This window comes from Candidatus Obscuribacterales bacterium (genome assembly GCA_019744775.1).
Lineage (GTDB): Bacteria > Cyanobacteriota > Vampirovibrionia > Obscuribacterales > Obscuribacteraceae > SBAT01.
The window spans coordinates 456,973-477,489 of the sequence record JAIETZ010000002.1 but is presented as its reverse complement, the minus strand read 5'-3'; the positions used below and the strand labels follow the sequence as shown (position 1 = coordinate 477,489).

The following is a 20,517-nucleotide window of genomic DNA, read 5'->3' as shown; positions in this document are numbered from 1 at the left end:
ATCTCAAAATAAGACAAAGATGAAATAGCTACAATCTAAGGTCGTGTTAGACTGTTGGCTCGGATTGTTAAAAGACGGGAACGGGCGATGGCGCTTACATTTCAGCAAGTAATTCACAAACTTAACGAGTTCTGGGACAAGCAGGGTTGCGTAATAATGCAGGCTTATGACCTGGAAAAGGGGGCGTCGACAATGAGCCCCGGCACCTTCCTGCGCGTCCTGGGCCCTGAACCTTGGAATATGGCCGTTACAGACCCTTGCCGCAGACCGACAGACGGGCGCTACGGCGAAAATCCTAACCGCATGCAACATTATTTCCAGTATCAGGTCATCTTGAAGCCATCTCCAGATGACGTCCAAGAGAAGTATCTGGAAAGTCTCAAAGTCCTAGGCATTGATCCGCTTAAACATGACGTACGTTTTGTTGAAGACAATTGGGAGTCACCGACACTTGGTGCCTGGGGCGTAGGTTGGGAAGTTTGGCTAGACGGTATGGAAATAACGCAATTCACTTATTTCCAACAAGCAGGCGGTCTGGAAGTAAAACCGGTTGCTGCTGAAATTACTTACGGTCTTGAGCGCATTTGCACCTACTTGCAAAATGTCGAAAGCGTTTATGAACTGAAGTGGAATGATAAAGTAACTTACGGTGAAATCTACCACCGCAACGAAGTTGAGCAATCTACTTTCAATTTTGAAGAAAGCAATCCGGAAATGCTCTCGACGCTTTTTGCCAAGCACGAAGAAGAAGCGAGACGCCTCATTGAAAAGAAACTTGTTATGCCTGCTTACGAGCAAGTGCTTAAGTGCTCACACACTTTCAATCTGCTTGATGCCCGCGGTGTTTTAGGACGTGATGAGCGCATGGCAAACATTTTGCGCATACGTCGTCTGTCAGAAAAAATTGCTAGACTCTATTTAGAACAACGTATTGAGTTGGGCTTCCCGCTCATGCCGGAATCAGAACGCGCACAGGCTGTTGAGACCTATAAAGAACGTTATCTAACGATAAAGAACTAATTAGATCGGCAAGTCAACAAAGAAGCTGGTGCCGTGATCGACTTCGCTGGCGCAAGTTAGTTTGCCGCCGTGCAGATCAAGTAATAGTCGGCAAAGATGTAGTCCAACTCCTGTTGAGCTGCTGGTGCGCACATGTGTTGCAGCTGTTGATGGATCGAAAAGAGTTTTCATTTTCTCTTCTGGAATTCCTGGGCCCATATCTGCTATTTCAATTTCAATGAAGCCGTCTTTTCTCTTAGCATTGATGGTTACTGTTTCGCCTTCATCACTTACGAAAATGGCGTTTTGTACGAGATTGTGAAAAACTTGTTGCAATGCAGGGAAAATGCCTCTGACGAAAGGCAAATTGGGTTCCATATTTAGAATTACTTCTACGCCGGTATTAGTCAAATGTTGCTTGTTTAAATCAATTGCAGAATTTAGCAAGTCAGGTATAGCTACTAAACTCATGTGATCTTTTGTCGATAGCATTTCTGTTCGACATAATTCCACAAGTGTTGAAGCAAGTTCAAGATATTTGAAATTGCCGGCGACTTGCTCTGTCAGCATATCTTTGATTTCCGGATCGACCTCATCGGACAATTCGTCTGCTAGAACTTCCAAGACGCCGGATTCGGCAATAAGATGGTTTTTTAAATCGTGTGTGATAAGCGTTGCTAGCGCATCTCTTTGCTTTTTTAGTTTTACCGATTTTGTTATGTCCTGAAATAGTGTGACGCCGCCAATAACTTCACCATTTTCATTTTTGACAGGTGAGGCAATTGTTCGTATCCAAATTCCTTCCGGCGGTAAGTGTGGACTGGTAACAAAACCAATTGACTCGACAGCTCTGCCTTCATTAAGAGCTATAAAAAGGGGTTCTTCATCCTCTAAAAGTGGTGTCTGTCCATCTTCCTTGAAGCGCTTGTAGCGGCTGCGTAATTCCGACATGGAAAGATTGGCTATTTCCCAGCCGGCTATGGCAATTGCCGCTTGATTGGCCAAGAGTATGTTTTTGCTGGCGTCCACGACAATCAAGCCATCGCCGATTGAATCTAAGATTGCCATCAAAAAACGAGCATGAGCAGCAGCGGCATCGCGAGATTTGAGGACGCCATCTATGTAGTTGCGTGTTAATGCCTCAAGCTCGTGCATTGCTTGATATATTTTTTCAGATTCTATTGGGTCTGTATTACGCTTGCTCATGTTGCACTGCTCGTTTCAATTCAAAAGCATCATGTATTAGCTGGGCTGCCTTTTCTGTGTCTGCTTGACTTACGACGCAAGTTAGTTTCATCTCGCTTGTAGCTATCATTTTTATATTTATGCTGTTTTTCCCAAGTGTATTGAAGACTCTGGCTGCAACTCCGGGTTGTCCTGCCAGTCCAGCGCCGATAAGGCTAACTTTGGCGATGTCGGGGTCGGATAAGACTTCACTGGCGCCTAGGTCTGACTTAATTTGGTTCAGCGCTGCGATTGTTTGATCAAGGTCATTTTGATGCACGGTAAATGTGATGCTGTTCTTGCCCATTGTGGGATGAAAGGCTTGCATAATCATGTCGATAACGATGTTTTGTGCTGCCAGTGTTTGCATTATTGTGCCGGCGATTCCCGGCTTATCTGGGACATTAAGGATGGCTACGCTGGCTTGGTCTTTATCGATAGCCACACCGCTTACCGTGCGGTAGATTTCCATATTGTCTCCTCCATCAATTAATGTACCACCATGGTCCGGCTTAAAGGTGTTGCGCACGCGCAGGGGGACCTTATACCGGCGAGCTAACTCGACTGCGCGAGGGTGAATAACCTGAGCACCCATCCGGGACATTTCCAAAACTTCTTCGTGTGAGATTTGATTTAGCAGGCGTGCACCTGTAATTACATTTGGATCAGCTGTGTAAATGCCATCTACATCTGTGTAAATGTCGCAGCAAACGGCATTCACGGCCGCAGCCAATGCGACGGCAGTTGTATCTGATCCGCCTCTACCTAGTGTCGTCACGTCACCTGTTTCGGTGATTCCCTGGAAGCCGGCTACAACTAGAACATCATTGGTCTTCAAAGCGTTCATAAGACTTTCTGACTTAACATCAACAATTCGTGCCTTGTTGTGGACAGTCTCGGTGAAAATTCCCACCTGAGCAGCGGTCAAGGAGCGTGCCTTGATGCCCAAGCTGTGCAGGCTCATTGTCAGAAGAGTAATTGAAATTTGTTCACCGACTGCCAGTAGCTGATCCATTTCGCGAGCATCGGGATTTTCTGTTGCTTGCTTTGCCAGTTTAATCAAGTAATCAGTCGTGTCACCCATGGCTGAAACGACAACCAGTACTTTGCCGGATTTGCATCTTTCCTGAACTATTTCGCCAACGTGTTGAATTCGCCCAATGCTTTTCACAGAGGAGCCGCCGAATTTCAATACAGTGATATTCGTATTACTCAAAGGTGGCTTGCACCCCCTTTGGACAGACTGCCAAAGGCATCACTTTTGACACAGCCTTGTTGGTTGCCGCCCATTTTTTGAGAGTGTCCAACACGGGTTCAAAATCGTTTGCATGCACGATTACTGTAACTGATGGACCGGCGCCACTAATCACGCAACCGAGGTAGGGTAGTTCACCGAGCGCAGTCTTTGTCTCGGCAAGAAGCGGAATTAGTCCTTGTCTGTAAGGCTCATGCAGTCTATCAGTGAGGGCATGCTTCAATCCTAAATCATCAGTGCGCGCAACAGCGGCAACTAAAATTGCTGTCTTTTGCAAATTGAAGACAGCATCTTGCAGGCTCACTTCTTTTGGTAAAACTGCGCGAGCTTCGTTTGTTGAAAGAGATTGTTGAGGAATGATACTGATTATTTTCCATTTGTCCGGCCAGGCAAGTTTTTCATAGCGGCAATTGCCGTCGTCTGTAGATGAGACGACAAAGCCTCCCATGAGGCTTGCTGCTAAGTTGTCCGGATGTGCTTCGTATTCCAAAGCTGCTTTTAAGATCATATGTGGAACAGGTCTTTTGTCGGTAAAAGATGCAGCTGCCCAAGCTGCTGCGATTGTTGCCGCTGCGCTTGATCCTAGTCCACGCGCAAGTGGAATCTCCGAAGATATCGTAATAAAGGCTCGATTGAGCAATTCGGCATCCACCGGCCACATTTGTTTTACAACTTTAGTGACTAGATTGTCCGAGCCTGTAGGCAATTGCTGAGCAATTGGTCCAACGAGCTTCAGCATCGGATGTGATTGTGTTGCGTCATTTCGAATTTCAATTGACACTGTCGTGTACAGACTAAGCGCAAGCGCAAGTGAATCAAAGCCCGGACCAAGATTGGCCGTGGAGGCAGGTACTTTGACTGTCACTTTTGTCTTCATATGCCTATGGCTTGTTTCACTTTTTCCATGGTCGCCTCAATTGGATTGAGATCAATTTTGATAGCGCTCATTGCTGCATTTGGATCTTTCAAGCCATTGCCGGTCAGTACCGAAACAACAGTCGCATTAGTCATTACGGCACCGGCTTTGAGGTGTTTGATAAGTCCTGCCAGTCCGGCAGCACTTGATGGTTCGCAGAAAATACCTTCTGAGCGAGCAATTAGCTTATAAGCATCCATAATCTCGTCATCTGTTACAGAATCGATCCAGCCATCAGATTCAATTGCAGCTTTCTCCGCTTCTTTCCAGCTTGCTGGATTGCCTATGCGAATGGCCGTAGCTTTTGTTTCCGGCTCGGCAATTGAACGTTTTAAAACAATGGCTGCCGCTCCTGCTGCTTCAAAGCCGCACATTCGCGGTGCCGAGGAAATTTTGCCCATATTCTTCCAGAGTTTAAAACCGCGCCAGTATGCGGAAATATTGCCGGCATTGCCGACTGGAATAAATAGATAATCAGGAGGTTTGCCTAATTGCTCGATTACTTCAAAGGCTGCTGTCTTTTGTCCTTCCAGTCTGTACTTATTGATTGAATTGACGATAGTGAGGTGGCAGTCGTCTGCTACTTCGCGAACAAGATTGAGCGCTTGATCAAAATTGCCGTCAATTGATATGAGTTTCGCTCCGTAAAGAATTGCTTGCGCTAATTTGCCTAAGGCAACATGTCCTGCCGGCAGCAAAACAAAGCAAGGTATTCCTGCTTTGGTAGCGAAAGCTGCTGCTGAAGCGCTTGTGTTTCCAGTCGAAGCACAAATCACTCCACGGCAACCCTCTTCCACTGCTTTTGAAATAGCCAGAGTCATGCCGCGATCTTTGAAGCTGCCTGTAGGGTTAAGTCCCTCAAGTTTGAAGTGGAGATTGAGATTGGGAAATCCCAATTGTTGTGGCAGATTTACAGCTTTTACAAGCGGCGTGTTGCCTTCGCCGAGAGTTATTATCGGAGTTGTATCCGACATCGGCAGGTAATCGCGATATGTGTCAATTAGTGCTGCGCTATTGTGCATGATTAGTCTCTGGTTGGAAAATATGCAGGATTGCTGCTGCTTCTTTGAGAAATGCGGACGCTTGCAATTTCTTGATGGCTTTGTCCATGTCGGCTTTGCTTGCTTCGTGCGTGATTACAACGACTGATGCTTCGTTTTTCTTGGTGTCCTTTTGAATCAAGCTGCGAATGCTTATGTTGTGCTCGCCGAAAATAGTGCCGAGATGGCCGATGACACCTGGTGTGTCAGCAACAATCAAACGCAAGTAATAGGGCGATCGCCAGGTTGAAGCTTCTTTTACTGCAGCCCAATCCGTTTCAATCTCCGGTTGGAAATAGCTAGAGAAATCGGGCAACTGAAGAGCATTGGCTAAATTTATTGTGTCTCCGACAATTGCTGAAGCAGTGGGCATTTGTCCGGCACCCGGTCCAACCATGACGATTTCACCGACGGCTGAACCGTTAACGAGAATGCCGTTATTCGCTGAGGAGACTGCTGCCAAAACATGACTTGCCGGAACAAGCATCGGCGCGACGAGCACATTCAACTGTCCGTCTATTTCTTTGGTGATGCCGATTAGTTTGATTGCATAACCTAGATCGCCGGCAATTTTAATGTCGTCGAAATTGATTTTGCGAATGCTTTCTTTGTAGATCTCAGATGGCTTTGCAAAGCGGCCATATGCTAATGCTGATAAAATTGAAAGTTTATAGGACACATCGTGTCCGTCGACGTCGGCAGTTGGATCTGCCTCGGCAAAACCTTGCTTCTGAGCATCGGCCAAAGCAACATCAAAATCAATTCCTTTTTCTGTCATCTGCGACAGAATGTAATTGGTCGTGCCGTTCATTATTCCGACAACGGAAGATATTTCGTTGGCTTCAAGTCCCTTATGAATAGTGGAAATCAAAGGCAAGCCGCCGGCAACTGCTGCTTCAAAAAAAATGTCCACTCCTTTAGCGCGAGCTTTTTCAAAGAGTGTCGGACCGTGTTTGGCTAAGACTTCTTTGTTAGCGGTGATAATGTGTTTGCGTTTTTCAATGGCTTGCAGCATGAAGTCCAAAGCTGGTGTTTCACCACCCATCACCTCGATAAGAATTTCAATTTCCGGGTCGTTCAAAAGCGCTGAAACATCACTTGTTAGTTCGCACGAACCAGGCAACTCGACTTGCCTGGCTTTTGCGAGATTGGCCACAGCCACTTTCTTCAAGACCAAATTCTTGTTGCCACAAAGCAGCCGAACAACTCCTTGCCCGACCGTTCCAAGCCCAATCATGCCCAAAGTAACCTTTGACATAAGTTGGTTATTCCCCGGTGTAAAACCAAAAAACTGCCGAAAAGCTCTTGGAAACCGGATCTCTCGCAGTGTATCCAAAAGATTTCCCTTGCATATTTGTTATCCGCCGCTAATATTTGGGTATATGGCGGACAGGCGGGATTTTAATTAGCTAGGAGACTGTAAATGAGGGTGGCACCGCGGGTATTTTTTTCTTGTTTGAGTTTATCGCTCGTGATGCTTGTTGGTTCAGTGGCAGGTCTGGGAGTTGTATCGCAAGCCCAGGCAATTGGACCAGTTATGACTCCAATTCCGAACTCCTCATTTAAGGCTCGCATGGTTGTGCGATCCGGACGCGGTGTGTCGGCTCACAAGCATCCTATCTATCGAAAGAAATTACATAAGGTAGCGAAGGCAAAAGCACCAGCTCCTGTTCAGGCAATTCAGCCGCAAGCATTTATTGGTAGGCTATCGACTCGCGAGTTAGCCCCGGGTGTTTTGTACAAATCTTATAGTGGTGCGTTGAACATCAACCTGGTTGATGTGGACACGGCGCATGCTCCTGTTAAGGTGCGTCCTGTTTTGGCCGGTGATTCGTTCAATCAATTAGCAGGTGTCGAGCACCATGCTCGTCGCGCGCGAGCACTTGCTGCGGTCAACGCAAATTATTTTAAAAAGGACGGCACACCGTTAGGCACATTAATAGTAGATGGCGAATGGGTGGCCGGACCAATTTATAATCGAGTTTCGCTGGGAATCAATTCTGCCGGATATGTACGTATCGACAGAGTTGATTTGTTTGGTCGCATGGTGTCATCCAATCCCAATGTGCCGAGCGCATGGGTGAACAACATAAATCAACCAAGACGTAAAGGCGCTCATCTTATTGTTTATACTCGCCGTTGGGGCAATTATGTGCAGATGGCCTATGACGGTTGTCTTGTTGCCGTCAACAATCGCGGCGAAGTTGTCGGTAAAGGCGTGCGCTCGCTGACCATTCCTTTGGGTGGTTATGTTTTGACTGACACCAAATCAGGCGATATCGCGAAATTGAAATTTGGCGATTATGTACACATTTCTTGGAAGACAACTCCTAATGATTGGCAAGATGTAGTCTATGCAGTTAGCGGCGGACCAACCTTAATAAAGAACGGACAAATATATTTGGATGTTGCTGACGAGCGTTTCCGTGGAAATTGGACGGGCGCTAGTATTCGTGCGCGCACCGCAGTTGGTGTCACCAACGACAATCATCTTTTGTTGTTGACTGTGGAAGGGCCACATACACTTTGGGATGTTGCTAAATTCTTGCAACAGATGGGTGCTGTCGAAGCAATGAATCTTGATGGCGGTGGTTCAACGACAATGGTCGTAAATGGCGCTACCGTAACTAGAAATGCCACATCCAGCCAGAGACATGTAGCAAGTTCATTGGCTGTTATGTTCTCCGAAGCACCAAGACTTAGTGGCGGCTACACAGGCTATACCTATTCGCCGACATCGGATTTAACAGACTTCCGCTCGCCTTTATTCAAAGACCCGACACAAAAATGGACGGCTGCCGCCCAGCAAGTGTCCAACAACGAATTGCCCGTTGTTGCCAGCGGACGCGTAATTGAAAATACTGACTACAACGGTATCGCTGTACCTTAGTCTCGAATAGTTGTTTCTAGGGCAAGCAATTCTGGTGTGCTGACAATACGATCGAGCACCTTTTCTCTTTGCTCTGGCGAAAGAGATGTGCCGACTGTCACTTTCAACAAATCGTCTTTGCGCATCACTGAAATAAGTTTGTAATCGTCACCAAGCAATGCTCTAATCCCAGCAAATTCTTCGGGTCGGCAGGAGAACTTAATTGGCGAATTGTCGTTGCTCAATTCACTGCGCTGTCCGGAACCCTTGATGTATTTGGTTGTGATAAGCAGAGCCAAAAGATCAACGAGCGTTACAGATATTGCCAAAGAATATTGTCCGAAACCGCAGGCCATGCCAACGCCAGTAACTAACAAAATAGTGGCGGCAGTTGTTACGCCTGAAGTGATGAAGCCCTGGCGTAGAATTACGCCCGCTCCAAGAAATCCAATGCCGGAAAGAATTTGTCCTGCCACGCGAGTTGGGTCGGCATGAGTGACTCCGACAGAGGCCTTGACGCCGCAAAGCGTCAGCACGCATGAAGCCAAGCTTATTACCATCAAGGTACGAAGGCCGGCAACCTTTTGGCGGCGTCTGCGCTCGTAGCCCAAAGCGGCGCCCAAAATGACAGCTAGTAAGAGATTAGGCAAAAACTCCAATCCGAGATCGAGTTGGATACCGGATAGGGGCGAATTCATAAAATAGGAGGCAAAGAACATGCAGCCCTCCTTTAGAGCGGATGTCATTTTAGATCTAATTGCCGATAAAAGATCCTCTGATTATAGTAACTTAAGGGTTGACAAGAGGATCTTTGGTTTTACCTGTCCGGCTAGTACAATGATGGCCGTTCCCCGGGGAGTATATATGCCTGAGCGTTTTGCCGTTGGAGTGGATTTCGGTGGTACCAAAATTTTGGCCGGGGTGGTCAATCTGGACACCGGCAGGCTTGTTTCAGCCAGTAAGGCTAGAACAGGCGGCGCTGAAAATGGCGAAGTAATTAAAAGAATTACCTCGGCAATTGATTTGGCTCTAGTTGAAGCCAGGTTGGAAGCCAAACAAGTGCAGGGGATTGGCGTCGGTGCAGCCGGTCAGGTAAACAGACAAAAAGGCGTCTTGGTAAATGCCGCCAACATTGGCGTGACCGATTTGCCAATTTGCCAGCCGTTGAGCAATCAATACAATGTAGATTGCGTGATCGGCAATGATGTTGAAGCTGCCACCATGGGTGAATTGAAATTTGGTGCCGGTCGCAAAAGTGATAGCTTTGTCTGCATTTTCGTCGGAACAGGAATTGGCTCCGGCATAGTCAACGATGGCAAGCTTTACCGGGGGCACACAGGGACAGCCGGTGAAATTGGTCATATGGTATTTGAACCGTATGGTCGCCTTTGTGGTTGTGGTGCTTTGGGTTGTTTGGAAGCGTATGCTTCACGCACGGCTGTAGCAAAAACAATCGTGGCTGAACTTTCGCGCGGAGCGGACTCCACAGTGCGCGACAAAATCAATATGAACAAAGGGATTTTGCGTTCTAAAGCAATTGCAGAAGCGGTTGCCGAAGGCGATGATTTGACTATTGCTTGCATCAAGCAAGCCGCGGAATTTATGGGCTTAGGACTTGCATCGGTAATTAACTTTTATAATCCACAACGCATCATAATGGGCGGCGGTTTGATAGAAGCTTGCGATCTGTATTTCCAATTGGCGGCGAAGAAAGCAAAAGCTCATGCTTTGCGTCATCCGGCTAAGAAAATAGAAATAGTCAAAGCGGAATTGGGCGATTACGCAGGCGTAATTGGTTCGGCGTTATTAGTGCGCGAGAATTAGGTCATTGAATTTACTTCCCTGACGCGTACCGCGCTCAGTAAGTATTGCTTCAATTTTTTCCATTGTCTGATGTTTGTTGAAAGACCATGTCGGTGCCAACACTTCGTCCTGGCTGCCCTCTGCAACAAGGCGCATGACGATCATTTCCGGTGGCAACATCTCTAACGAGTTGGCTACTAATCTGGCGTAAACATCTTCATCAAGCAACGGCAAGCGTCCAGCTTTTAAATCTGCTTCCATTGGTGTGCCTTTGTAGACTACAAGTTGGTGAATCTTTATCGCATCGACTCCACACACTGCGACTTGCTTCACTGTCGACATCATTTCTTCTTCATCGTCACCAGGCAGTCCGAAGATCAAGTGTGTTGCCACGTTGAGACCGCGTGCTTTGGCGCGTTTTACAGCATCAAAAAATTCTTCTGCGCTGTGACCGCGATTGATGTTTTCCAGAGTCTTGTTATTAGCCGACTGCAGTCCTAATTCCAGCCAGACAGTTGTTTGTTTGGCAAAATCGGCGATCATATCGAGCACATTGTCGGCGACGCAATCCGGGCGTGTGCCAATCATCAGACCGACCACATCCGGGTGGTCCAGGGAATTTTCGTAAAGGTTCTGCAACACTGCCTCAGGCGCGTAAGTGTTGGAAAATGCCTGGAAATAGGCGAGAAACTTCTCAGCTTTGTAACGACGTCTTATTCTTTCTATGCCGCTTAGCAATTGTTCTTTCATAGCTAAGTCAGTCTTAATGGTCGGAGCTCCCGACCCGCGATCGTCGCAAAACGTGCACCCGCCGAAGGCTCGGACCCCATCTCTGTTTGGGCAAGTGAAGCCGGCATCCAACGGCACCCGGTAAACGCGGGTACCAAAGATTTCTTTTAAGTAATTATTGAACGACCTGTAGAGCTGGCTCATGCGCTGCATGTACCTATTTGGGCTTGTGTGAAGGCTTTGATTTTACTACAGGTTGCCCTTGTTGCCATGAGCTCAATTGACATACTCAGAGCCTGTTTGTTAGTATTTCTGACCTTAACTCTCGATGCCCTCATCGTCTAGAGGCCTAGGACACCTCCCTTTCACGGAGGTAACGGGGATTCGAATTCCCCTGGGGGTAGATTTTCAAAAAAACGGGCGCACATTGCGCCCGTTTTTTTAGTCTTCTGCAAATATTTGGAGATAGGGTTCGTACCGGAAGATTCGGTTGCGCCGTGTGCCAGTGGTTTCCCTAAGTAAACCTAACTCGACGAATTTTTCGATAATCTTTCCTGCAGTGACGTATGCACAATTTAGATGTTGTTCGGCCATCCGTACTGTAATTATTGGATTTTTGAAAAGGAAATCGAGTAGCACCATCCCATTAGTGGCACCACTTATTTCACTACGAATTTTTCTTCGGTGTTCTTCCTGCAGCTCTAAGATTTGTTTTGCCGTTGCTGCGGCTTCTTTGCTAACTTCACTTACTCCTTCCAGAAAGAATTCCAGCCATCCTTCCCAATCACCATTTAGGCGCACATTCATCAGTTTCTCGTAATATAGTTCCCGATGGCGTTTGAAAAAATGGCTGAGATATAGCAAGGGTAGATGCAGAATTTCTTTCTGGCAAAGCAAGAATGTTATGAGTAGTCTTCCGACCCTTCCATTTCCATCCAGGAATGGATGTATTGTTTCAAATTGTGCATGCACGACTCCGCAATGAATAAGTGGTGGCAGATCTGAATTTGAGTGAATGAACTCCTCTAAATTGGCGAGTGCCACTTTCATTTCATGCGCTGGCGGCGGAACATAGCTGGCATTTGCTAGAGTTGCACCTCTGCTGCCAATCCAATTTTGACTTGTGCGAAATTCTCCAGGCTGTTTATTGCCACCACGGACACCTTGCATGAGGCGTTCGTGAATCTCACGAATTAAACGGAGCGAAAGTGGGAATTCCTGCAGCCTCTGCAATCCATAATTCATAGCCCTAACATAATTGACCACTTCTTCAATGTCTTTTGGCTGCTCCTTTTGGGTACCACTTTCAAATTTGAGAATGTCCTCTAAGCTGCTTTGAGTTCCCTCGATTTGGGAACTGTAAACAGCTTCTTGGCGAACATACATTGCCACAAAGAGATCTGGATTGGGAAGTATGGCTCCAGCTCCATCAAGTCTGCCGAGCGCCATATCGGCTGCCGATAGCATTTGCATCAGTCTGCCGGTAAGCGCAATGGGTGGAGTTGGCGGCAAGGGTGCAGGGACGAATGCACTGTAACCGGTAGGTTGTTTTATCAGTCTGCCAGCGCGTTCTCCGCTCATTCCCTCTGTACCTTTAATTGTAATTACTCTTATTTTAACATACGGCTCATTATTAAAATAAGAACCCAGCCCATATTTAACCTAAGTGAAATATGGAAAGATTTTGACAGCATATTTAGCTGCCCTGAAATAAGGTAGAAAATGCTGTCTATATGCAGTCTTTCTGGAATATGGAGACGACAAGACCCTTATGTTTAGCTAGTCTGAAACAAGTGGCTTGTATTTTGGCTTTAGACGTTAAATCGGAAGTGGACTATATCGCCGTCTTTCATCAGGTATTCCTTACCTTCTAAGCGCATTAGTCCCTTATCCTTGGCGCCCTTTTCAGAGCCGGATGTAATGTAATCGTCATAACCAATTACTTCAGCGCGGATGAATCCTTTTTCGAAATCGGTATGAATAATCCCTGCGCACTGCGGTGATGTGAAGCCACTAGGAAAAGGCCAGGCGCGTACTTCTTTTTCACCGGCAGTGAAATATGTTTTCAGTCCCAAAAGATCAAATGCTGCACGAATCAAGTTGTTTACACCGGAATCTTTTACACCAAGACTTTGCAAATAGCCTTCTCGCTCTTCAGGAGTAAGTGCGGCAAGTTCTGCTTCAATCTGAGCGGAGATAATAACGACAGGGCGATTTTCTTTTTTGGCTAACTCGCGTAATGCTTGCACGTGTCTGTTGCCATCTGGATTTGCTAGCTCTTCTTCTTTGACGTTGGCTGCATAGAGCATTGGCTTGCTTGATAGCATTTGCAATTGCGGCAAAACTTTGAGTTCTTCGTCATTGAACATTTTCAAATCAATTGGTTCAACATTGTCCAAACATGGACGAATCTTGTTGAACATTTGCACTTCTAATTGCGCGCGTTTATCGCCCTGCTTAACTTGCTTTTGCAAACGATCGACGCGCTTATCAATGGAACCGGCATCAGCCATGGCCAATTCAATGTGAATTGTCTCCACGTCACGAATTGGATCAACTGGACCATCAACGTGTGTAATGTTGTCGTCATCAAAGCAGCGTACTACGTGAACAATGGCATCTACTTCGCGAATGTGCGCCAAAAACTGATTGCCTAGACCTTCGCCCTTGCTGGCGCCACGTACAAGACCGGCAATGTCGACAAATTCAAAAGCTGCCGGCAAGACATTTTGCGGCTTAACTAGCTTCTCCAGCTCCCAAAGACGCTTATCTGGAACCTTTACTATCCCGGAGTTTGGTTCAATTGTGCAAAATGGGTAATTGGCGCTCTCCGCCTGATACGACGCCGTCAAAGCATTGAAAAGCGTTGATTTACCTACGTTGGGAAGTCCAACAATACCTGCCTTTAGCACATTCATCTCCTCAGCTATTGAGCCTAGGAGTCAATTCTAAGCGCTACCGGCTGACTATGAAGCTATGCCAAGCAAATCGTAAGAAATACCTAAGCGACGCTTCATACTTAGGATCACTATTTAGCCAGGGTATAGTGGCTAAAGTTCTTTTGGAAGTCAGTTAGAGACATTTTGAATGTGCCGTTTTTGCTAACCATATTCGGATCCTTGGCGTCGTTGGAGCCGTAAGGATTACGAATGGTTACTTGTTGTGATTTTGGATCGTAACCAAGCACACTGTATTCGTGACCGGCTGTTAGTCCGGATGTGGCGGATTTATCGCCATCGAGACCACCGGCTGGCTGCATGAGCCATTTTGCATACCAGGGTTTCTTCATCGCTCCTTCGCCGGGCCCTTCTATAGCGGCAGTCATCACTGGTTTGTTGCCGGTAAATGCTTTTGTTAGATCCTTATCGAGGTCACTTAGTGATTGTCCAAAGGAATTGATATCGATGTTCTCAGCTTTCTTTCCTGTGAGTATGGTGATGGCATTTTTGGCACTTGTGTGTCCGCCTGCTCCTAGTTGTATAGGTTCGCCACTGCCAATGGTTCTGCTAATTACATTGCCGTTTTCATCATGATCTGCTCTATATTTACCGTAGGCCTTTTCAATTGTTGCTGCCCATGTGCCATTTTCCGTGCCCTTGGCGTAATTGATTAGTTCGCTTTCCGATGGCTTGGTGACGGTAACATCAAATGTTTTGCTGGGATTTTTAGGATCGTGAAATGTTACTGTGTATTGATCGTTGCCGTCTTTGTCTTTGCCTGCTGGCTTAATCATTTCGCGAATGGATTTCTTGCCCTCCGGAGTGTCGGCCCATGAAGAAAGAGGAGAGAGAAAATTACAATCGCCAACTTCACCTTGTTTGACGCCATTGGCGTTTACCGAATCACCCGGACCAAAGAGATTTCCTTTTGATTTGTCTTGAAACTTCCGAATGGTTTCCAGGTTGTCCATTACCATTTTCTTGTTAGCATCGTTTTTTGTGATCAAGGAAATGTCATCTTTGGAAATTCCTGTGCACCTAACGCCATCATTTGCTGGTGAGAGGGTGGAAATATCGGGATGGTTGTATATGAGCGTCACAGCTTCAGCATCTTTGCCTTTGAATTCCGGATTGGAGACGGCAGCTGCAACTTCGGACTGACTCAAACAACCATTGCCGTCCTTGTCGATGCGATCAAAGACTGACTTCTTGCCGTTTTTTTCGCTGAGTACGTGATTTTTGAAATCGTCAGCGGTAACGAGCGATTCGTCTCCAACAGATGATGGACCTAGCCGAAACCAGTTGTAGGTGACGGGATCCCTATCCGGTAGCCACCGGACATTTCTATGTTCTCCTGTTATCGCATGTGTCTGAGCGCCCACGTAAGCACGAAATGTAGCTAGGTTGAGAGTCTTTGCGTCTTTGAATGAAATAGTGGCAGGTACGTGTAACGTAGCCAATTTTCCGTATTCACGTGAAGGGAAATGTTGCCAGAGTCCCTTAATCTGTTGTCCTGAAACGACTCCTCCGGAAAAGAGGTTGGCGCCGACCGTTTGACGCCCGGTAAAGCCGCTGGGTATTTTGACTAGAACCCCGACAATATTTGGCCCGGCGTGACGGAATTCCATTTCGAACCCGTCTCCATTGTGCCAAAGACCCAACAATTTCGTTTCGGTGTTAGCCGACGATTGGCTATTAGCAGGTGCAGCTATCTCGCAGACCAATGCAACAAACACCAACCAAGTGACAGATCTGCGCTGGATCTTGTTCATTGTTACTTTCCTTGAACAGGAGATTAATTGAATGGAGTAGCCGTCAGCAATATACCCAGGCTTTTGCCTGGGTATATTGGTTCATTTCCTCAGTTAAGTTTCTTGTCTGTGGTTTAAGACAAATCAGCCGCTATGGACTTGTCGGCTCTGTCTTTAAATGCAACAGCAATATCTTGCTTTTCCAGGTGCTGGTCGATGGATTTGCCGCCCTGCTTCACCGGATTATCAATGAAGAATTTGCGGGTGTCCTTGGCCCATTCATGAGAGACAAGGCTGGTTATTCCTTCGACCATGCGTGGAATTGCATTGTCCGGGAAGCGCTTGAGGATGTCTTTCCAGTTGGACTTGACGAAATCCCAAGCTGCGCCGCGACCGACAACATTACCGAGTGCTGACTGCACCAAGTATGGTGCGTTTTGCGACTTGATGTCATTGCCGAGAGTCTTTTGCAGAGTCTTAACAAGCAAGTCCTTGTTCTGGAAAGTAACAAGAGCAAACAAGTAGCGCTGTTCATCTTGTGGTGTTTTTGCGTTCTTGAATTCATTGAAGAATTCTTCGTAACGCTTTTCGTCACCGGCAAAAGCAAGAATGGAAACAAGCGCAGGCACTACGTTTGGATCAACGGCTTGTTTGTCTTTTTGATATTTGCCGTACCATTCAAGCGCTTGCTTTTGAATGTCTTTGTCGTTACCGAGAGTCCCGGCAGCGCCAATGGCCATTCCGCGCAATTGCTTAGTCAATTCATCTTCCCCTGATTTCGGTTGGAAACCAAGTTTGCCGACAATGGTCGACAGTAATTGACGACTGAATGCCTCGAGTTTTGCTCTATCGGCATCAGCAATTGTTCGGTTCAAATATCCAAGCGAGCCAATGATGACGGCCCAGACATTCTTATCATTTTCGTCCTTGAACATGTTCACCATCTTCAAGTATTGCTTAACTGAAATATGTCCAGCCACAGTCAAAGCCCATGTGTCATTGACTAAATTGAAGCGTTCAATTGGTGCCAGGCGAATTGGCGAATCAGCTTTTAGGTTGCTTGTCAGCGCGCTCATCAATTGATCCGAATAAGCAACACGATAGAAGCCGTGACCGCCTTCATTTATCACAACCCATTCAATTTTGCCGGGCAATTCAATTTCTGTTTCCTTCTCGGACAGAATGAATTTCTTGTTGAATGCACCTTTGTCTGTTTGTGCTCTCAACATAATAGGCACATGGAACAACTGCTTGTTGCCGGCTTCTTTCAGGTAGAAGAAGCGCTCTTGGCTGAGCTTGAGCTTTGTGCCCGACTCATCAACTGAAGCAGTGATTACAGGAAATCCCTGTTGGAATATCCAGGAATCCATTATTTGTCTTACAGGCTGCTTGCAGGATTCTTCAATGCCGTCCCAGAGATCTGTTGTTTCAGCATTGTCGAATTGGTGCTTGTTCAAATAGAGGCTGACGCCTTTTTGGAATACTTCAGCGCCCAAATACTGCTCAAGCATTCTCAAGACAGATGCGCCTTTTTCATAGGTCAAAACATCAAACATGCCGTTAGCATCTTGCGGACTGAGCACAGGGAATTCAATTGGGCGAGTGCTCTTCAGTCCGTCAACACCAAAGGCAGAACTGCGAGAGACTCCGAAAGAATCCCAGCGTTTCCAGTTTGGTTTCCAGGCATCTACTGCGCGCATTTCGGCAAATGTAGCGAATGCTTCGTTTAGCCATATACCGTTCCACCATTTCATTGTTACCAAATCACCAAACCACATGTGGGCAATTTCATGTGCCACCACATCGGCAATTCTTTCCATCTCAGCGTGAGATGCTGTCTTCTCATCGACGAGCAACGCTGTTTCGCGGAATGTAATTGCTCCTAAATTTTCCATAGCGCCGAAAGCAAAGTCCGGAATGGCAATTAGATCCATTTTGGTGCCCGGATATGGAATGCCGTAATAATTGGCAAAGTAATTAACCGAGAATTGTGCAATATCCAGAGCGAATATAGACAAACGCTCTTTGCCGGGCACTGCCCAGACGCGGATTGGCACATTGCCTGCCATTACTTCTTTTGTGCCGATGAATTCACCGACGATAAATGCTACTAGGTAGGTAGACATGATTACCGTGTCGGCAAATGCAACTGCTTTCTTGCCGTTGGCTAGCTTGTTTTCTGATTTAACTGCGCCGTTGGAAATAGCGGTTAGCTTGTCATCGACAATGAGGGTGACGGCAAAGATCGCTTTGAAATCCGGCTCGTCAAAACAAGGAAATGCGCGGCGAGCGTCTGCTGCTTCAAACTGTGTTGTCGCCAAGACTTTCTCGTTGCCCTTTTCATCTTTGTAAGTGCTGCGATAAAACCCATGTAACTTGTCGTTCAAAATCCCGGTGAATTCTATAGACAACTTGGCTTGTCCTTTAGGAATTGCTTCGTCGAAACTGAAAGTTGCACGCTCAAGCTTTTCGTCAAGCGATATCTTTCCAGTCAATTCTTTGCCGGATGAAGATATTACTGTTGCCTTTTGTATATCAATTTCGATTGCGTTGAGAGTAATTTCTTTGACCGGCTCCTTGATGTCGAGATGAATTGTCTCTTCGCCGGCGAAGGTGAATTTAGCCAAGTCGGGCGTCAGGCTTATCTCGTACTTGGACGGAATAGCTGTTCTCGGTAAGCGGTAGGCTTGAATATCCTTTTCAGCAAGTGCTGTTGAATCTTTTGACATCTGCAAATCCTCTCCAAAGCAATGGAGCAAAGATTATCACAAGTTGAACTTGTCGTTGACAGTGACTTGACAGAATTTCTCTGTGTTTCCAAAGCGGAATTCGGCGAGTATCTAAAGAGGAGTCCAGCATTCGAATGATTCATTGTCACGCTAAGGCATATGATTTATGTTGAATCGCATGCTCAAAGATAGTAATTCGCTGGTGAATCGTGCTATAGTGTCACTGAAATTGTCAGGCTGTCTTGCTCTACCTTTGAGTTCTATTGCCGAAGGTTCAGGTGCAAAGCCACTTTCCGGATACCGATTTCATCCACCGTACTTGGAGTGCCGCATCAAATTGGCGCTCTTTATTACGAGATGTCACCGCATTGTTGCATTGTATATTCATCTCCCTGTGACTTTTTCTTCGTCCGCATTGCGGTCGAAACACTACTTCTATAAGGTCTACTCTCAATGCAAAACAATAAACTATTCGTCAGAAACCTTGCTTACAGCACTACAGATAGTGAGCTTAGTGGAATTTTCGCCGGCTACGGCGAGGTGGTTTCAGCGAGAATAGCTACAGATCGTGACACCGGCAGATCGCGCGGTTTCGGCTTTGTCCAAATGAACACACCAGAAGAGGCAAATAATGCCATTCGCACTTTGGATAACAGCCAGCACAACGGTCGTACGCTCTACGTTGCGATTTCCGAGTCCCGCGATCGCAAGTCGGGCACTTCGTACGGTAACAGCTGGTAAGAAATAGCTGTTGACTCAGCTGTTCTATAAAAACTAAAGTGAAAGAGTAGGGATGCAATGGCAACCTACTCTTTCACTCTAGTTTGATGCGTCTTTGTGATTTATTCTCGACCATCGTCGTCCGTAGAGACAATGGGGAACTTTATTGGGATTGATACCAGCGAGATTGATTCTTCGCCAAGCGAATATTCCACTTCCAAAACAGTGTCGTGCGCGTTTTCAAAGTCCATGCACATGCAAGTTGTTTGAACTACGGCGGTTCCATGAGTTTGCCCGACGCGCATTTCGCATGGGGTTAGGTGCTTGCTTTCGTAGCCGTATTCAGGGAAACGGGTAATGCAAACTATGTCCGAAGACAGTCGATCGGTGGCATCGAAACGCTCAACGTGTAGCGATAAGCGTACATTCTCGAGCGCATGCGCAAGATGACTTTCTCTTCCAATCAACGGTGTTGGCGTCGCCGTGAGGTGTTTAACAGCAATGCCGTTTTGGTGGATGCTCAGTGGACCATATCTGGTTGGCGTGTCCGGCGGCAATTGAGCTGGTCTACCTGGTTTTGATTTCATTATTTGTATGTACTCTTACTTATTAGGATCTAACTGGACCTATTCGGTTGCAATACAAGGTTCCTTGTATCATGCCCGCTAACTTCGTTCGATGTCTGCACCGGCAGAAGCTATTGTGACCTCTGGCAAACGCAAAAGCCTAGCGCTATTGTAGTACGGATGGTTGCCGAAAAACATTACGCTCTACTTCCAATCGACTTAGAGTAGTTGTTGCACGCATTTTCACGTAGGGATTGTCGTCGTTTGCCAACGCCTGTAGCGCTTCTTGTGGAACTTTTGGATTTTCAGCAATGCTGAATCTGACGTCCGGGTTTTCGTCTGTGACCAACATCATTATCGAGGCAAGTGGTGTTGTTGGATTGCTAGCAGTAGCAATTCGAATTTCGGCAACTGCCTGATAGGATAGCTGAGCTAAAGTTTCGGCACCTGTGTTACTGTTTTCGGCTATCCGTTCAAGCATGCTACTGTCCGCGTCTATCGACAGGTCATTGAGCACTGAAGGCGGTGTGTTCGGATTTATTGCCAATAACCAACAGATCTCAACTACTTCTTCGTTCGTTGCTTGAAGTTGGTCTCGTATTGCTGATGCGAGTTCTGGAACTATAGTCGTTTTTTTTAGCCAGTGATCTACCAGCTTTTTGATTGCTTGCGTAATTCGCGGGTTCGGACACTCGCAAATGAAGTTGTACAAATAAGATAGATCATTTGCTGCTCCTTTATCTGGCTGTTCTTGTGGATTATTCATCTTCTCACCTTATGTTTGCCGGGATCTGCATGTTTTTTGACTCGATAGGTTATTCATGCAGCCATCCTACAAACATTTCGGCTTATGTCTCTCGACCACAATGTGTTGTCGCCATCCTTGCAACATGGGCGTGTGTCAAACTGAACCGCCATATCAATCACCTCAAGTCGTGGCAATTACAAGACCGAGTGCAAATAGCGGCATTTCTCTA

Annotated in this window: 17 protein-coding genes and 1 tRNA gene; 5 read left to right on the top strand and 13 right to left on the bottom strand. The window is 46.5% G+C overall.

The features are described 5' to 3' along the window. Positions 1-87: 87 nt before the first annotated feature. Positions 88-1,020 carry a glycine--tRNA ligase subunit alpha gene (glyQ, locus tag K2Y22_05560; protein ID MBX9877906.1) on the top strand — a complete coding sequence of 311 codons (933 nt, stop codon included), beginning with the start codon at positions 88-90 and terminating at the stop codon, positions 1,018-1,020. Here the strand turns inward: glyQ and K2Y22_05555 are convergent, their stop codons facing one another. From K2Y22_05555 to K2Y22_05535, 5 genes are read right to left on the bottom strand one after another with little or no spacing between them, the layout of a single operon-like run. After that, the gene (locus K2Y22_05555; protein ID MBX9877905.1) at positions 1,021-2,205 is read right to left on the bottom strand and encodes a PAS domain-containing protein; all 1,185 of its coding nucleotides are present in this window, start codon (positions 2,203-2,205) and stop codon (positions 1,021-1,023) included. Then, a complete protein-coding gene (locus K2Y22_05550; GenBank protein MBX9877904.1) occupies positions 2,192-3,439 on the bottom strand; it encodes an aspartate kinase in 1,248 nt (415 codons plus the stop codon). Before K2Y22_05550 ends, K2Y22_05555 begins: the two co-directional genes overlap by 14 nt. Next, the gene (thrB, locus tag K2Y22_05545; GenBank protein ID MBX9877903.1) at positions 3,432-4,355 is read right to left on the bottom strand and encodes a homoserine kinase; all 924 of its coding nucleotides are present in this window, start codon (positions 4,353-4,355) and stop codon (positions 3,432-3,434) included. The genes K2Y22_05550 and thrB overlap by 8 nt, the downstream gene beginning before the upstream one ends. Then, entirely contained in the window at positions 4,352-5,416 is a 1,065-nt protein-coding gene (thrC, locus tag K2Y22_05540; protein MBX9877902.1) for a threonine synthase, read from the bottom strand. Before thrC ends, thrB begins: the two co-directional genes overlap by 4 nt. Then, complete coding sequence (locus K2Y22_05535; protein ID MBX9877901.1) at positions 5,406-6,692, bottom strand: homoserine dehydrogenase; 1,287 nt, start codon at positions 6,690-6,692, stop codon at positions 5,406-5,408. The genes thrC and K2Y22_05535 overlap by 11 nt, the downstream gene beginning before the upstream one ends. A gap of 165 nt (positions 6,693-6,857) precedes the next feature. On the opposite strand from K2Y22_05535, the gene K2Y22_05530 reads away from it, so the two are divergent. After that, the gene (locus tag K2Y22_05530) at positions 6,858-8,324 is read left to right on the top strand and encodes a phosphodiester glycosidase family protein (GenBank protein MBX9877900.1); all 1,467 of its coding nucleotides are present in this window, start codon (positions 6,858-6,860) and stop codon (positions 8,322-8,324) included. Here K2Y22_05530 and K2Y22_05525 read toward each other — a convergent pair. Beyond that, the gene (locus K2Y22_05525) at positions 8,321-9,022 is read right to left on the bottom strand and encodes an MgtC/SapB family protein (GenBank protein MBX9877899.1); all 702 of its coding nucleotides are present in this window, start codon (positions 9,020-9,022) and stop codon (positions 8,321-8,323) included. The two genes, K2Y22_05530 and K2Y22_05525, sit on opposite strands and share 4 nt — an antisense overlap. A 145-nt stretch (positions 9,023-9,167) precedes the next feature. On the opposite strand from K2Y22_05525, the gene K2Y22_05520 reads away from it, so the two are divergent. After that, positions 9,168-10,127, top strand: coding sequence for an ROK family protein (locus tag K2Y22_05520; GenBank protein MBX9877898.1), 960 nt, complete (start codon positions 9,168-9,170; stop codon positions 10,125-10,127). Here K2Y22_05520 and K2Y22_05515 read toward each other — a convergent pair. After that, positions 10,110-11,039 (bottom strand): TIGR01212 family radical SAM protein, encoded by a 930-nt coding sequence (locus K2Y22_05515; GenBank protein MBX9877897.1) that lies wholly within the window; start codon positions 11,037-11,039, stop codon positions 10,110-10,112. The genes K2Y22_05520 and K2Y22_05515 overlap by 18 nt on opposite strands. Before the next feature lie 126 nt (positions 11,040-11,165). On the opposite strand from K2Y22_05515, the gene K2Y22_05510 reads away from it, so the two are divergent. Further along, positions 11,166-11,238, top strand: a tRNA-Glu gene (locus tag K2Y22_05510). Between the two features lie 38 nt (positions 11,239-11,276). On the opposite strand, the gene K2Y22_05505 is transcribed toward K2Y22_05510, so the two are convergent. The 4 genes from K2Y22_05505 to K2Y22_05490 form a co-directional block, all read right to left on the bottom strand. Continuing rightward, a complete protein-coding gene (locus tag K2Y22_05505; protein ID MBX9877896.1) occupies positions 11,277-12,416 on the bottom strand; it encodes a Fic family protein in 1,140 nt (379 codons plus the stop codon). A 230-nt stretch (positions 12,417-12,646) separates the two neighbouring features. After that, complete coding sequence (gene ychF / locus K2Y22_05500; GenBank protein ID MBX9877895.1) at positions 12,647-13,753, bottom strand: redox-regulated ATPase YchF; 1,107 nt, start codon at positions 13,751-13,753, stop codon at positions 12,647-12,649. Between the two features lie 110 nt (positions 13,754-13,863). Beyond that, on the bottom strand, positions 13,864-15,546 hold the full coding sequence (locus K2Y22_05495; protein MBX9877894.1) for a hypothetical protein: 1,683 nt from the start codon (positions 15,544-15,546) through the stop codon (positions 13,864-13,866). A gap of 113 nt (positions 15,547-15,659) precedes the next feature. After that, positions 15,660-18,254 carry a M1 family metallopeptidase gene (locus tag K2Y22_05490; GenBank protein MBX9877893.1) on the bottom strand — a complete coding sequence of 865 codons (2,595 nt, stop codon included), beginning with the start codon at positions 18,252-18,254 and terminating at the stop codon, positions 15,660-15,662. Positions 18,255-18,707: 453 nt separating this feature from the next. On the opposite strand from K2Y22_05490, the gene K2Y22_05485 reads away from it, so the two are divergent. Further along, the gene (locus K2Y22_05485; GenBank protein ID MBX9877892.1) at positions 18,708-18,995 is read left to right on the top strand and encodes an RNA-binding protein; all 288 of its coding nucleotides are present in this window, start codon (positions 18,708-18,710) and stop codon (positions 18,993-18,995) included. A 101-nt stretch (positions 18,996-19,096) separates the two neighbouring features. On the opposite strand, the gene K2Y22_05480 is transcribed toward K2Y22_05485, so the two are convergent. Together K2Y22_05480 and K2Y22_05475 are read right to left on the bottom strand one after the other, a co-directional pair. Then, a complete protein-coding gene (locus K2Y22_05480; protein MBX9877891.1) occupies positions 19,097-19,561 on the bottom strand; it encodes a hypothetical protein in 465 nt (154 codons plus the stop codon). A gap of 145 nt (positions 19,562-19,706) precedes the next feature. Continuing rightward, positions 19,707-20,306: a HEAT repeat domain-containing protein gene (locus K2Y22_05475; GenBank protein MBX9877890.1), complete on the bottom strand. Its 600-nt coding sequence runs from the start codon at positions 20,304-20,306 to the stop codon at positions 19,707-19,709. Between the last annotated feature and the right edge of the window lie 211 nt (positions 20,307-20,517).

What these genes read in the sequence shown, in the direction of transcription:
- K2Y22_05475 (MBX9877890.1), bottom strand. Translation starts at nt 20,306, where the DNA reads ATGAATAATCCACAAGAACAGCCAGATAAAGGAGCAGCAAATGATCTA.
- K2Y22_05520 (MBX9877898.1), top strand. Translation starts at nt 9,168, where the DNA reads ATGCCTGAGCGTTTTGCCGTTGGAGTGGATTTCGGTGGTACCAAAATT.
- thrC (MBX9877902.1), bottom strand. Translation starts at nt 5,416, where the DNA reads ATGCACAATAGCGCAGCACTAATTGACACATATCGCGATTACCTGCCG.
- thrB (MBX9877903.1), bottom strand. Translation starts at nt 4,355, where the DNA reads ATGAAGACAAAAGTGACAGTCAAAGTACCTGCCTCCACGGCCAATCTT.
- K2Y22_05480 (MBX9877891.1), bottom strand. Translation starts at nt 19,561, where the DNA reads ATGAAATCAAAACCAGGTAGACCAGCTCAATTGCCGCCGGACACGCCA.
- ychF (MBX9877895.1), bottom strand. Translation starts at nt 13,753, where the DNA reads ATGAATGTGCTAAAGGCAGGTATTGTTGGACTTCCCAACGTAGGTAAA.
- K2Y22_05525 (MBX9877899.1), bottom strand. Translation starts at nt 9,022, where the DNA reads ATGTTCTTTGCCTCCTATTTTATGAATTCGCCCCTATCCGGTATCCAA.
- K2Y22_05530 (MBX9877900.1), top strand. Translation starts at nt 6,858, where the DNA reads ATGAGGGTGGCACCGCGGGTATTTTTTTCTTGTTTGAGTTTATCGCTC.
- K2Y22_05555 (MBX9877905.1), bottom strand. Translation starts at nt 2,205, where the DNA reads ATGAGCAAGCGTAATACAGACCCAATAGAATCTGAAAAAATATATCAA.
- K2Y22_05515 (MBX9877897.1), bottom strand. Translation starts at nt 11,039, where the DNA reads ATGAGCCAGCTCTACAGGTCGTTCAATAATTACTTAAAAGAAATCTTT.
- K2Y22_05505 (MBX9877896.1), bottom strand. Translation starts at nt 12,416, where the DNA reads ATGAGCGGAGAACGCGCTGGCAGACTGATAAAACAACCTACCGGTTAC.
- K2Y22_05485 (MBX9877892.1), top strand. Translation starts at nt 18,708, where the DNA reads ATGCAAAACAATAAACTATTCGTCAGAAACCTTGCTTACAGCACTACA.
- glyQ (MBX9877906.1), top strand. Translation starts at nt 88, where the DNA reads ATGGCGCTTACATTTCAGCAAGTAATTCACAAACTTAACGAGTTCTGG.
- K2Y22_05490 (MBX9877893.1), bottom strand. Translation starts at nt 18,254, where the DNA reads ATGTCAAAAGATTCAACAGCACTTGCTGAAAAGGATATTCAAGCCTAC.
- K2Y22_05495 (MBX9877894.1), bottom strand. Translation starts at nt 15,546, where the DNA reads ATGAACAAGATCCAGCGCAGATCTGTCACTTGGTTGGTGTTTGTTGCA.
- K2Y22_05535 (MBX9877901.1), bottom strand. Translation starts at nt 6,692, where the DNA reads ATGTCAAAGGTTACTTTGGGCATGATTGGGCTTGGAACGGTCGGGCAA.